11 protein-coding genes are annotated in these 13,198 nt (G+C 71.5%); 4 read left to right on the top strand and 7 right to left on the bottom strand.

Going from position 1 to position 13,198, the window contains the following annotated elements:
* Position 1: 1 nt before the first annotated feature.
* Positions 2-658 carry an MBL fold metallo-hydrolase gene (locus tag ACFY12_RS23030; RefSeq protein WP_390717726.1) on the top strand — a complete coding sequence of 219 codons (657 nt, stop codon included), beginning with the start codon at positions 2-4 and terminating at the stop codon, positions 656-658.
* 145 nt (positions 659-803) lie between these two features.
* Here ACFY12_RS23030 and ACFY12_RS23025 read toward each other — a convergent pair whose 3' ends face one another.
* The 4 genes from ACFY12_RS23025 to uvrB form a co-directional block, all read right to left on the bottom strand.
* Positions 804-1,811, bottom strand: coding sequence for a TerC family protein (locus ACFY12_RS23025; RefSeq protein WP_390717725.1), 1,008 nt, complete (start codon positions 1,809-1,811; stop codon positions 804-806).
* Positions 1,812-1,965: 154 nt separating this feature from the next.
* Entirely contained in the window at positions 1,966-4,125 is a 2,160-nt protein-coding gene (locus tag ACFY12_RS23020) for a TerD family protein (protein WP_390717724.1), read from the bottom strand.
* Positions 4,126-4,246: 121 nt separating this feature from the next.
* Positions 4,247-4,825: a TerD family protein gene (locus ACFY12_RS23015; protein ID WP_390717723.1), complete on the bottom strand. Its 579-nt coding sequence runs from the start codon at positions 4,823-4,825 to the stop codon at positions 4,247-4,249.
* Between the two features lie 152 nt (positions 4,826-4,977).
* Positions 4,978-7,119: an excinuclease ABC subunit UvrB gene (gene uvrB / locus ACFY12_RS23010; RefSeq protein WP_390717722.1), complete on the bottom strand. Its 2,142-nt coding sequence runs from the start codon at positions 7,117-7,119 to the stop codon at positions 4,978-4,980.
* Positions 7,120-7,669: 550 nt separating this feature from the next.
* Here uvrB and ACFY12_RS23005 point away from each other — a divergent pair.
* The 3 genes from ACFY12_RS23005 (at position 7,670) to ACFY12_RS22995 (ending at position 10,036) form a co-directional block, all read left to right on the top strand.
* Positions 7,670-8,566, top strand: coding sequence for a glycerophosphodiester phosphodiesterase (locus ACFY12_RS23005; protein ID WP_390717721.1), 897 nt, complete (start codon positions 7,670-7,672; stop codon positions 8,564-8,566).
* A 180-nt stretch (positions 8,567-8,746) separates the two neighbouring features.
* Positions 8,747-9,346 (top strand): methylated-DNA--[protein]-cysteine S-methyltransferase, encoded by a 600-nt coding sequence (locus ACFY12_RS23000; protein ID WP_390717868.1) that lies wholly within the window; start codon positions 8,747-8,749, stop codon positions 9,344-9,346.
* Positions 9,347-9,493: 147 nt separating this feature from the next.
* Positions 9,494-10,036 (top strand): DUF1697 domain-containing protein, encoded by a 543-nt coding sequence (locus ACFY12_RS22995; protein ID WP_390717720.1) that lies wholly within the window; start codon positions 9,494-9,496, stop codon positions 10,034-10,036.
* On the opposite strand, the gene ACFY12_RS22990 is transcribed toward ACFY12_RS22995, so the two are convergent.
* The 3 genes from ACFY12_RS22990 to ACFY12_RS22980 all read right to left on the bottom strand — a co-directional run bounded on the left by ACFY12_RS22990 (position 10,005) and on the right by ACFY12_RS22980 (position 12,472).
* Complete coding sequence (locus tag ACFY12_RS22990; protein ID WP_390717719.1) at positions 10,005-10,445, bottom strand: hypothetical protein; 441 nt, start codon at positions 10,443-10,445, stop codon at positions 10,005-10,007. The two genes, ACFY12_RS22995 and ACFY12_RS22990, sit on opposite strands and share 32 nt — an antisense overlap.
* A gap of 101 nt (positions 10,446-10,546) precedes the next feature.
* A complete protein-coding gene (locus tag ACFY12_RS22985; RefSeq protein ID WP_390717718.1) occupies positions 10,547-11,455 on the bottom strand; it encodes an IclR family transcriptional regulator C-terminal domain-containing protein in 909 nt (302 codons plus the stop codon).
* 72 nt (positions 11,456-11,527) lie between these two features.
* Positions 11,528-12,472: a zinc-binding alcohol dehydrogenase family protein gene (locus ACFY12_RS22980; protein ID WP_390717717.1), complete on the bottom strand. Its 945-nt coding sequence runs from the start codon at positions 12,470-12,472 to the stop codon at positions 11,528-11,530.
* Positions 12,473-13,198: the final 726 nt, after the last annotated feature.

Raw genomic sequence — 13,198 nt, 5'->3', positions numbered from 1 at the left:
CATGGCCTACAGCGGAGCAGTGAAGGTCGGCGGAGCGGCCGACGTGCATGAGCTGACCGACCTGATGATCTCGAAGGTCGCGGTCGGTCCGACGGACAACAACGCCTATGTGCTGCGGTGCCGCGCGACCGATGAGCAGCTGCTGATCGACGCGGCCGCCGAGCCGCACACCCTCCTCGCGCTGATCGGCGACAGCGGTATCGCGTCCGTCGTCACCACCCACCGGCACGGTGACCACTGGGGCGCGCTGCGCGAGGTGGTCGATGCGACGGGTGCGCGGACGTACGCGGGCCGGTACGACGCCGAGGGCATCCCGGTGCCCACGGACGTGCTGGTCGACGACGGCGACACCCTCACCGTCGGGCGCGTCAAGCTCACGGCGCGCCATCTGGTCGGCCACACCCCTGGCAGCATCGCGCTGATCTACGACGACCCGCACGGCGCGCCCCATCTGTTCACCGGTGACTGCCTGTTCCCCGGCGGCGTCGGCAACACCTGGGGCGATGCGGAGAGCTTCACCAGCCTGATCGACGGGGTACAGAGCAAGCTCTTCGACCAACTCCCCGACGAGACCTGGGTCTACCCGGGCCACGGCAGCGACACCACCCTCGGCGCGGAGCGCCCCCACCTCGCGGAGTGGCGCGAACGGGGCTGGTAGCAGGGGGAAGAACCACCGTCCAACTCCCCGGCGCCCCGGGGCGGTTCGCCTCCTGGCAGCCGGGCGCCCGGCCTCGCTCCGCACGGGAGCGGGACCGGGCGCCGTCAGCAGTCAGCCGTCAGCGGTGCGCCGGGGACGCCGGGCCTCAGGCGTCGACGCGCTCCTCGCCGACAGCCTCCGCCTCGGCCGCCGCCTGCTTCTTCGAGGCGCGCAGGCTGGTGAGCGTGGTGACGACGAGCACGGCGCAGATGACGCCCAGGGAGACCGGAATGCTGATCTCCGGGACGGCGACGCCGGACTCGTGCAGAGCGTGCAGGACCAGCTTCACGCCGATGAAGCCGAGGATGACCGACAGTCCGTAGGAGAGGTGGACGAGCTTCTTCAGCAGACCGCCGATGAGGAAGTACAGCTGCCGCAGGCCCATCAGGGCGAAGGCGTTGGCGGTGAAGACGATGTACGGGTCCTGGGTGAGGCCGAAGATCGCCGGGATGGAGTCCAGCGCGAAGAGGACGTCGGTGGTGCCGATCGCCAGCATGACGATCAGCATCGGCGTCATCAGCCGCTTGCCGTTCTCGACGACGAACAGCTTGGTGCCGCGGTAGGTGTCGGTCGACGGGAAGCGCTTCTCGACCATCTTCAGGAAGCGGTTCTCCTCGAACTCCGCTTCTTTTCCGTCGGATGCAGTCTGCTCTTCGGCGCGCGCCTCCTTGATGAGCTTCCAGGCGGTCCAGATGAGGAACGCGCCGAAGAGGTAGAAGATCCAGGAGAAGTTGGCGATGATCGCGGCGCCGGCGCCGATGAAGACGGCGCGGAGCACCAGGGCGATGAGCACGCCGACCATCAGTACCCGCTGCTGGTAGACCGTCGGGACCGCGAACTTCGCCATGACGAGGACGAAGACGAAGAGGTTGTCGACGCTCAGGGACTTCTCGGTGATGAAGCCGGCGAAGAACTCACCGGCGGGCTGTCCGCCGCCGAGGACGAGCAGACCCAGACCGAAGAGCGCGGCGAGCGCGATCCAGACGGCGGTCCAGATACCGGCCTCCTTGAGGGAGACCTCATGCGGTTTGCGGCCGCCGATGAAGAAGTCGGCGGCGATCAGGGCGCACAGACCGGCGATGGTCAGTGCCCACAGGGTCAGGGAAACGTCCACTGCTCCTCCGGCAGAGTCGTACGGCACTTACAGCGTCGTTGCTGCCGGAGGTCTCCCCTCCGCACAAAGAAGGGTAAAGGAAGACCAAGAAAGAGTAAAGAAATGGGTAAAGGTGCTGCTCAGGTGGGGTGCCTGGGACCGGGGGGCGTGCGGCTCAGAGGTGGAGCGCTCGGCGGGCCTCCGCGACCCGGGCCAGCACCTGACGCAGCACCTCGCTGCCCGGGGGCACCAGCGCCGGCTCATACGTCCAGGCATGCCCCACCCAGGGGTCGGCCAGATGCGCGTCAGGTACCGGAGTGATCCGCAGCAGCGCACGCCACAGCGGATCCAGCTCCGGGCCGTACGCCCGGGCCTGGGCGCGGTCGGCGACCATCAGCAGATGCACCCCGGCCGCGGGCCCCTCGTCGGCCAGATAGCGGAGCCGGGTGACGGCGCGGTCGTCGAAACCGTGCGGGAAGTCATGGACGATCAGCAGTTGCCGGGCGGTGTCCAGATCCGGCGGAAGGGAATCCGCGGCCCGGCCGCGCGCGGCCATCTGGACGAGGTCCACCCGCCGGATCAGTCCTTCCAGGACCGCGGCCACGCCCTTGGCCCCGGGCGGCGGGGCCGCGGGCAGCACACCGGTCTCCAGGAGCGGGGCGAGCGCGGGCGCCGCCGTACCGCCCGGATCGATGACCTGGACCGCGACGTCTCCCGCGGGGTGGACGGCGAGCAGCCGGGCCGCGACGGCGACGGCGGTCTCCAGGGCGAGCCGGCGGAGCGTGGCCTCGTCCGGCGGGCCGTCGGTCAGCGCACTGCCCAGCTCCCGCCGGGCGTACGCCCGCTCGGGGCCGGGACCGGTCCCTGTGACGCCCCCGGCGTAGCCGTCGGGCCCGCTGTCGATCCACAGACCGCGCTCCAGAGGGAGCCGTACGAGCAGGGGGATGCGCAGGTCCAGGACCTCGGGGAGGTGCAGATCCCCCAGCCGCAGCGCCATCGGGCGCTCCTGCGGGGTGGCGTAGCGGTGCCAGACGGGGTGGTCCCAGCGGGCGAAGGCGGGCGGTAGCGCGGGCTCCACGACCTCCGACTCGGCCGTGAGCTGGGCGAGGTCGCGGTCGAGGGCGGCGCGGGCCTGGGTGAGGAGGGTGGCGTGCCGGTCACGGGCGGCGGCACGGGCGGCGTCGGCGGCCGGGCCCAGACGGTCGCGGGGGTCGGTGAGGGCCTGGTCGACCTCCTCCTCCAGACGTGCCGCGGCGAAGTCGGACGCGCTGCGGTAGGCCGCGACCGAACGGGCCAGGTCCTCGAACATTCCCCAGACCTGGTGGTAGAGCCGCTCCTCCATGCTCCACCCGGCGGCATCGCCGGCCACCGGGGCCGGGGGGCCGTCGGGGTCACCTCCTGCGGCTTGGACGGCCGGCGCCGGGGTGGCGGGGGTGGCGGCCGGTTCCGGAGCGTCCGGGGCAGCCGGGGTGACAGCCGGTTCCGGAGCGTCCGGTACGGCGGCGCGACGCCCGGGGTGCCGGTAGTCGACCGGACCATCGGCCGCCGGGGCAGACGGGCCGGGCGAGGCGGCTCCGGCCTTGGCGGACGGACCGGGCGCGGATCCTGGCCTGGACGAGGACGAGGCCCCGGCGACGCGTCCGGACGCGAGCCCCGGGGCGTCGGCCGCCGCCGGGCTCCCCGATGCGGGCCGTGGGGACGGTCCGGGCTGGTGGGACGGTTCCGGCCGGTCGGCCCGGCTCGCTGTGACGGGGGCGTGGGCGGGCGCGGGGACCTCCTGGGCATGCCCCGGCCGGACCGCCTCCTCGATCTCCGCGGCCAGCTCCGCCGCCCGCGGCAGACCCTGGTCGCGCAGGAGTGCGGCCAGGCCCTCGGCGTACCCCTGGCCCACCGCCCGCACCTTCCAGGCGCCCTGCCTGCGGTAGAGCTCCACGGCGACGACGGCTGATTCGGAGCCGAGACCGGTGAGGCCGTAGCGGGCGAGGGCCGTGCCGTCGGGCGCGGTGACCACGACGGACGGTGCGGCGATGGCACCGAAGGTGGCCGGCGTGCCGGTCCTGGTGGGCAGCGCCAGCAGCACGCTCACCCGGTGGGCGGCCGCGGGCAGGGCGTCCAGATCGACCGCGATACGGTGCTCGGCGGCCGCCTGGCGGGGAACCTCGATGCCGGTGCGCCGGGGCGCTCCCGGATGGGCCACCGCCTCGGCGCCGGAGAGCCTGCCCTGCTCGTCGCCGAGCGTCACTCCGGCCACGACGGGGCCGCCCGCCACGATCCGGATCTCCACCCGGGTCCGGTCCAGCGGATGGTTCTGGCCCCGGACCAGCTCGGCCGTCATCGTCGCTCCCCCTGTTGTGGTACGTCCCGGGCCGGCCCCGGGTACGGGCCCGGGAGTGCGGCCGCGCGGCCCGGGTACGCGCTGCCGCGGTGTGCGGTGCTCCTGCCGCGGTGTGCGGTGCTTACAGGTGCGGCAGGATCGCCGGGACCAGGTCCTGGAACGTACGGCCGACGCAGGGCTCGCCGATGGCGGTCATCTGCCAGCCGTTGCCCACACGGTGCACCTTCGACATGACCTGGGCGGTGTAGTTGCCGCCGCCCGTGAGGGTGTAGCGGGCCAGCTCCTGACCGGTGGTCTCGTCGACCAGGCGGCAGAAGGCGTCCTGCACCTCGGCGAAGGTCTGGCCGGTGAAGGAGTTGACGGTGAACACGATCTGATCGATGTGCACCGGCACCCGCATCAGGTCGACCAGGATCGCCTCGTCGTCACCGCCCTGGCCCGCGCCGCCGACCAGGTTGTCACCGGTGTGCCGGACCGCGCCGTCGTCGCTGACCAGGTGCTGGAAGAAGACGACGTCCATCGGCTTCTTGTCGGCGAAGAGCACCGCCGAGGCGTCGAGGTCGATCTCGCTGGTACGCCGTCCGAACAGGCCGCGGCGTGGCGCCGAGCGCCACCCCAGCCCCATCCGCACCGCGGTCAGCGTGCCTCCGTCGGACTTCTGCAGGCTGATGCCCTGCCCCTTGGACAAATTGACCGACACGCGCCGTCCCCTCTCTCTCCTGTCCCGCCCAGCTTTCCGGCGGCCCCTCCGACCCTACGCACCACGGCGGACCGGGAGCGCACCAGGCCCGCGTTTTGTGGCGTTTCTGCAACACCGGGACGGACCGGACGCCCGTCCCGGCTCCCCTCACCTCACTTCACCCCGGTCTCCCTCATCTGCCGCAGCTCCTTCTTCAGTTCACTCACCTCGTCGCGCAGCCGGGCGGCGACCTCGAACTGCAACTCGGCCGCGGCGGCCCGCATCCGCTCCGTCATCTCCTCGATGAGCTCGGCCAGTTCGGCGGCAGGACGGTCCGTCAGCACCTCGCCGGCGGTGCCGCCCTTGCCCTTCGCGGCCTTCCCGCCCTTGGCACCGAGCGCGGGGACCGGCGCCTTGCCCTTGGCGTCCTTGGCCTCGCCCCTCCTGCGGTACCCCGTGCCCAGCAGCTCCTCGGTGTCGATCTCCTCCCGGGCGATGGTCGCGACGATGTCGCCGATCTTCTTGCGGAGCGGCTGCGGGTCGATGCCGTTGGCCTTGTTGTACGCCAGCTGCTTCTCCCGGCGGCGGTTGGTCTCCCCGATGGCCTTCTCCATCGCCGGGGTGACCTTGTCCGCGTACATGTGCACCTGTCCGGAGACGTTGCGCGCCGCACGGCCGATCGTCTGGATCAGCGCCGATCCGGAGCGCAGGAACCCCTCCTTGTCGGCGTCCAGAATCGCCACCAGGGACACCTCGGGGAGGTCCAGGCCCTCACGCAGCAGGTTGATGCCGACCAGGACGTCGTACTCACCCGATCGCAGCTCGCGGAGGAGCTCCACGCGCCGCAGGGTGTCCACGTCGCTGTGCAGATAGCGGACCTGGATGCCCAGCTCGAGGAAGTAGTCCGTGAGGTCCTCGGCCATCTTCTTGGTGAGGGTGGTGACCAGGACCCGCTCGTCCTTCTCCGTGCGCGTCCGGATCTCGTGCACCAGGTCGTCGATCTGCCCGTCGGTGGGCTTGACCACCACCTCCGGGTCGACCAGGCCGGTCGGGCGGATGATCTGCTCCACGAAGCCGTCGCCGCGGGCGAGCTCGTACGGGCCGGGGGTGGCGGACAGGTAGACGGTCTGACCGATCCGTTCCAGGAACTCCTCCCACTTCAGCGGCCGGTTGTCCAGGGCGGACGGCAGCCGGAACCCGTGGTCCACCAGGGTGCGCTTGCGCGAGGCGTCGCCCTCGTACATGGCGCCGATCTGCGGCACGGTGACATGCGACTCGTCGATGACCAGGAGGAAGTCCTCCGGGAAGTAGTCGATGAGGGTGTTGGGCGCGGAGCCGGGCTCACGGCCGTCCATATGCATCGAGTAGTTCTCGATGCCCGAGCAGGAGCCGATCTGCCGCATCATCTCGATGTCGTACGTGGTCCGCATGCGCAGCCGCTGGGCCTCCAGCTGCTTGCCCTGCTTCTCCAGTGCGGCGAGGCGGTCCGCCAGCTCGGCCTCGATGCCGGCGATGGCCCGCTCCATCCGCTCCGGGCCGGCGATGTAGTGGCTCGCCGGGAAGATGTACAGCTGCTGGTCGTCGCTGATCACCTCACCCGTGAGCGGGTGGAGGGTGGAGAGCGCCTCGATCTCGTCGCCGAACATCTCGATCCGCACCGCGAGCTCCTCGTAGACCGGGAAGATCTCGATGGTGTCGCCGCGGACCCGGAAGGTGCCCCGGGTGAAGGCCACGTCGTTGCGGGTGTACTGGATGTCGACGAACCGGCGCAGCAGCGCGTCCCGGTCGATCTCGTCGCCGACCTTCAGCGGAACCATCCGATCGACGTACTCCTGCGGCGTGCCCAGGCCGTAGATGCAGGACACCGAGGCGACCACGACCACGTCCCGCCGGGTGAGCAGCGAGTTCGTCGCGGAGTGGCGCAGCCGTTCGACCTCCTCGTTGATGGAGGAGTCCTTCTCGATGTACGTATCGGACTGCGGGACGTACGCCTCGGGCTGGTAGTAGTCGTAGTAGGAGACGAAGTATTCGACGGCGTTGTTCGGCAGCAGCTCACGGAATTCGTTGGCGAGCTGGGCCGCGAGGGTCTTGTTGGGCGCCATCACGAGCGTCGGGCGCTGCAGCTTCTCGATCATCCACGCGGTGGTCGCCGACTTGCCGGTGCCGGTCGCACCCAGCAGGACGACATCCTTCTCACCCCCGCGGATGCGCTGCTCCAGCTCGGCGATGGCCGCCGGCTGGTCGCCGCTGGGCTGGAAGGGGCTGACGACCTCGAAGGGCGCCACCGTGCGTTCGATCTTTGATACGGGCCGCATGGGATCCACCGTACGACCCGCCACTGACAATCGACGCGGCGACTACTCCGACCTGCGGTTTCACGGCGGCAGGGGCGGACATCCGAGGGCGGGGCGACGGCCGGGGACCGCCGCGCGGCAGCGCCGGCGGGTCCGCGCGCGGGCGCGCTCGCGGCGGAACCGGCCGCACCCCGTGCCCGGTCCGGCGCGTGCACGGAACCGCCGTGCCGGCCCGTGCGCGAGAGGGCCGACGCCTCCCTTCGCGCCGCCCTCGTACCGCATATCACCAAAACCGGTCAGAAGCACGACGGGTGACGCGTCATCGGGCCAAGATGCGCGGATGCCGTGCCTCCGGCAAGTTGGACGACGTCGGATCGTACGTCTGTTGCACGGCTAATCCGGGCATCCTGCAACTACGGACGTTCCACCCGGAAAACCGGACACTTCTCGTTCAGCGCCCGGCCACCTCACGACTGCTTCCCGCTATGGCCCGGCTGCGAGCCTCTCCCTTCCGACCCCGTTCCACGTCACCTCACGCCACCTCACGCCAACGACGTCACGAGGAGTCCGCATGCGTATCCGCCCCGTCGCCACCGCTGTCGCCGGTGCGCTCATGGGTCTGTCCGCGCTCGTCCTCTCCCCCTCCGCCGCCCAGGCCGCACCGCACGGACACACTCCGGAGACGGTCGCCCATCGCGGCGCCTCGTCGTACGCGCCCGAGAACACGCTCGCCGCCGTCCACCAGGCCGCCCGGCTCGGCATCGAGTGGGTCGAGAACGACGTCCAGCGCACCAAGGACGGTGAGCTGGTCATCCTCCACGACAACTCGCTCGCCCGGACCACCGACGCCGAGGAGGTCTTCCCCGACCGCGCCCCCTGGAACGTCGGGGACTTCACCCTCCGGGAGATCGAGAAGCTCGACGCGGGCAGCTGGTTCGGACCGGAGTTCGAAGGCGAGCGGGTGCCGACCCTCGAGGACTACATGGACGAGGTCGAGCGCAACGACCAGAGCCTGCTGATGGAGCTCAAGGCGCCGGAGCTCTATCCGGGCATCGAGGTCCAGGCCCTCAGGGAGCTGCGCCGCTCGGGCTGGCTGGACCGGCACCACATCAAGCGCCGCCTGATCGTCCAGAGCTTCAACGCCGACAGCATCAAGATGGTCCACACGCTGCAGCCGAGGATCAAGACGGGCTTCCTCGGCAATCCGTCCGTCGCCGACCTGCCGAAGTACGCGAAGTACTGCGACCAGATCAACCCCGTCCACACGGCGGTCACCCGGGAGTACATCGCCGCCGTACACGGCCTCAGGGGCCCGCACCGCCGTGCGCTGGAGCTGTACACCTGGACCATCGACGACCCGGCCACCGCGGTCAAGGTCGCCGGGCTGGGCGTCGACGGGATCATCACCAACAAGCCCGACGTGGTGCGGGACGCACTGGAGGGCAAGGGCCGCCGCCACCTCGGCTGAGCCCCCGGAGCCGGCGGGGAACGGGTGCCGGCCGGGCCGCCGGTCCTCCCGTTCCCGCAGCCCCGCCGCTCCTGTCCTCCACCGCTCCACCGCTCCGTCGCTCTATCGCTCCCTCTGTCGCTCCCTTCCCGTCGCCGCTCCCCTCGCGTTGTCAGTGGGGCGTCCTACCCTGATCAGGTGATGCATTCCGAGCAGGTTCCCGCGCCGTCGGCGGAGGCCGTGGTCCGGCGCGACTGGGCCTTTACGCGCCTGTCGACCCCGATCGGTCCGCTGCTGCTGGCCGCGACCAGGGAGGGCCTGGTCCAGGTCGTCTTCCATGCCGACGAGCCGGCGGCCCTCCCCCAGCGGCCGGTGGGACGTACCTCCAGTGCGCTGAGCCGTCTGGAGCAGTTCTTCGGGGGCCCGCCGCTGCCGGAGATACCGCATCTGGCAACGGCCGCCGCCGAGCTCACCGCCTACTTCGCCGGGGAGCTGCGGTCCTTCACCGTCCCCCTGGACTGGTCGCTGTCCTCCGGCTTCCACGCCCGGGTCCTGCATGCCCTGGCCGAGAGCGTGCCCTATGGCAGCGTGGTCGGCTATCAGGACCTCGCCGACCGGGTCGGGGAGCCGGGAGCGGCCCGCGCGGTGGGCGCGGCGATGGGCTCCAATCCGCTGCCGGTCGTCGTGCCCTGCCACCGCGTCGTAGCCGCGGACGGCGGGATCGGCGGTTTCAGCGGCGGTCTGGAGACCAAGCGCCTGCTGCTGGCCCTCGAAGGTGTGCTGCCCGCTCCGCTGTTCTGACCCCGGCCTGTTCCGACCCTGCCTGTTCTGACCCCGGCCTGTTCCGACCCTGCCTGTTCTGACCCCGGCCCGTTCCGACCCTGCCTGTTCCGCCCCCTGCCGTCACCGGTCCCCGCCGGGTCCGGCCCCTACGAAGGGCACCGTCCCATGTCCCGCCAGATCGCCCTGCTCCGCGGAATCAACGTCGGAGGCCACAACTCCTTCCCCAAGGCCCGGCAGCTGGCGCTCGCCGAGTCGCTGGGCTTCACGGACGTCTCCGTGCTGCTGCAGACCGGCAACCTCGTCTTCGCGGACCCCGGTACTCCGCCCGAGGAGACGGCACGCGTGCTGTGCGAGGGGATAGCCGCCGAGCTCGGCCTGACGGTGCCCGTCGTCGTCCGCACCCGCGACGAGCTGGCCGCCGTGGTGGCCGCGAATCCGTTTCCGCAGGCCGTACCGGAGCCCAAGAGCCTGCATGTGACGTTCCTGTCGGCGGCGCCGGCCGACACCTCGCGGCTGGACGCGCTCGACCAGGCCGCCTTCGCACCCGACCGGTTCCGGCTGACCGGACGCGAACTGTACCTGTGGTGCCCGGGCGGCATCGGCCGCTCCAAACTCGCCGAGCGGGTGAGCCGCGCACCGCTCGGCGTGACGGCGACGGCCCGGAACTGGAACACCGTCACCAAGCTCCTGGCCCTCGCGGACGGTTGACCTCCCCGGAGACCACACCGGCCTGGATCACCATGCCGTGGGCGCCGCCGTTGACGGTGTTGTGCACCTCCCGGACCGTCGGGGCGTCCTGCGCGGGCGCCACCTCGTCGAGCAGGGCGCGGAGTTCGGCCGCCGCTGCCGGGTCGTCGCGCAGCAGCCGTCGCAGCCGTAGCTGCCAGGCCGTGGTCACCCCGGCCACCGCGTTCTGGTCGCCCTCCTCCCGGGCCACCACGATGTCGGCACGCGCGTCGTCCAGTTCGGCGGCGAGGGCCTCCTCGTCGGCCGCGCCCCGGCGCCGGGCGAGGAAGCCCGCCATACGGCGGCGGACGGTCGCCCAGCCCTCCGTCGCCATCTGCTGCACCAGCGCCGTCGCCCCCGCCGTGGCAAGCGCCGCCAACTCCGCATCCATCAGGCCTCCTTGTGGGTCTTGTAGGTGGGTGGTATGGGTCTTGTGGGTGGGATGGGTCTTGCGGGTGGTGTGGGTGGCCCGTGTCCGGTGGCCGCCGTGGCTCAGGCCTGCGCGTCCGGCCGGGCCGCTCCGTAGCGGCTGAGTTCGGCCGCCGCCTGCTTCGTCGCCTCGATGACGCTGTTGGGTGCCACCGGCATCACGGATTTGAGCTTGAGTAGCAGGGCCGCACCCATGATGGAACCGTCCCACATGATCGGCGCGGCACAAGAGTTCCATCCGGCCATGCACTCCTCGTACCCGAGCGCGTAGCCGAGGTCGCGTACCTCCGCGAGGGACGCCAGCAGCGCCTCGTTGTCCCCGTAGGCGCCCGGTCCGGCCTGGTCCGGTACGGGCTCGGCCAGCACCCGCTGCTGGAGCGCCGGGGGGAGGTAGGCGAGGATCGTCCGCCCGGAGGCACCGGTGCGCAGCGAGCGCGTCACGGACAGCACATCGCGCGGTGTCATTCCCAGCTCCGCGAGGTCGGAGTCACCGACGGCCATGTCGACGCACTGCCTTTGCGCGCCGGAGAACGGGGCGACCATGTAGAGGAACGCCAGCCCGCCGTCGGTGGCCTCCCTCAGCTCGCTGAGCACCGTCTGGGCGCCGTCGAGGCGGTGGTCGAGCGCGGTGAAGGCGAGCTGGGCGGCCGAGGTCCGCAGCCGGTAGAGGCCCCGGTCGACCCGCTCGAAGATCCGCTGGTAGATACCGGACTGCAGGATGCGGTAGACGACCGAGTCGTCCAGGCCGGTGAAGTCGGCGATCTCGCCCGGACCATGGGCAGATCCGCCCAGCTCGGCGAAGGCCGTCTGGACGAGGAAGACCCGCTCGGCATGAGTGGATCCCGACGTCCGAGAGCCCACGGAGGGACCGCTTCCGCCGGCCGTCCGGCGCGCCGTCCCGGCGCGGCCCGGGACATCCGGATCCGTGGTGGTCGCGCCGGCCGTGCCGGTCGGTGTGGTGCTGTTGCCCATCGTGTGCTCTCTCCCCTGGCAGTGTTCCGTGCGCCGGCGCACGGCGGTTCGGCTACGCGCGTCCGCCCGGAACTACCGGGTGGCGTCCAGGGCCAGCTTCCCGGTGGGGGTGCGGGCCGCGAGGTCGTGGTGGGCCCGGGCCGCCTCACCGAGGCCGTGGACGGCACCGGTCAGCGGCTTGAGGGAACCGTCGGCCACCGCGTCGAACAGCGCCTTCATGGATGTCGGGAGCGCCGTCCGGTCCGCGTAGAGCTGCGGCAGCCAGAAGCCCGAGACGGTGAGGGACCGCTGCATCAGGTCCCGGGTCGGCACGCTCGCCGGCTCGCCGCCGGCGAATCCGTACACGGCGAGCCGGCCACGCGGTGCGACGGCGGCGAGGGTCCGCTCGAAGGTGGCACCGCCGGTCATCTCCAGCGCCGCGGCGACCGGGCCGCCCGCCGCGTCCAGGATGCGCTCCGTCAGGTCCTCGGCGGCCGAGTCGACGACCGCGTGGGCGCCCAGCTCCCGGGCCAGCTCACGCTTTTCCGGGGAGCCCGCGAGGCCGATGACCTTCGCGCCGGCCCGCGCGGCGAGCTGGACGGCCAGGGAACCGACGCCGCCCGCCGCGGCCGGTACGACGACGGTCTCGCCCTCGGTGATACGCAGCGAGGTGAAGAGCAGATGCCAGGCGCTGTTGCCCTGGAGTGCCAGCGCGACCGCCTGCTCGTCGCTGACGGCGTCGGGGACGTCCCAGGTCACACGGCGGTGCAGCAGTGCCCGCTCCGCGTATCCGCCGCCGCGGCACAGGCCGACGACGCGCCGGGTGCCGTCCACGGTCCCCACGACCTCGTTGCCGGGTATGTACGGCAGCTCGACGGGTGCCAGGTAGGTGTTCCCCCGTACGTGCACGTCCGCGTAGTTGATGCCGGCCAGGGCGACGTCGACCAGCGCGTGTCCGCCGCGGGGTGCGGGCTCGGGCACGTCCTCCAGCCTCAGCACGTCCGGGCCGCCGAATTCTCGCATCACGATCGCGCGCACGTCTCTCCCTCGGGTTCTGCGGTGCGGTGCCCGCACAGGGTAGGCACGGCACCCTCCGGACCGGGGACCCCCGATCATTTCGCGCCAACCATGCGGGGGTTCCCACGCGATTTCCCTCTCCCCCGCCTTCTCCCCACGGAAATTTCCCTACCGCTTTCTCGCGACACGAGAAACTGGCCAGGAGTTTTCCACCCATTACGCCGTTTTACTCCAGATTTACCCATCGGTAGTCCCGGGGTGGCTCTGTCGCGTCTCTCGCTCAAACATGGCTACCGGATGTGATCGGCGCCGCCTACGATCCGGAATTGTGTCCGTCGTTGACCAGTGTTGACGGCCGCGTCCCCAGGGGGAGTGCGCTCCGCGAGGCAGCCGCACCCGCCCCACCGCACCCGGTGACACGGGCGGGTGGCGGAGGACGTGACCGCGCGCGGAGCGGCCCGGGCACGGCCTGAGGGGGAATCATGATGGGGAAATCGGGGGGCGGCAGGCCGGCATTCGCGCCGGCCTGCCGGGACCCACAGCGAGCACGGCCACTTCCGCCGGCGTCTCTGCGCATCCTGCGAACCGCGACCGCGTCCCTGCCGCTGTCCTTGCCGTCCTCGCTGACGGCTTCGTTCACAGCCGCCGCCGACGCCGTCATCGCCGCCGCGCGCCGGCGCTCCCGACCGTACGCGGCACCGCCCTACCTTGACGTGCCCCGCTCGCGCCGGGGGACCGCGCGCCGCC

This window comes from Streptomyces sp. NPDC001339 (assembly GCF_042895955.1).
GTDB lineage: Bacteria > Actinomycetota > Actinomycetes > Streptomycetales > Streptomycetaceae > Streptomyces.
This window is presented reverse-complemented; position numbering and strand designations above follow the sequence as displayed.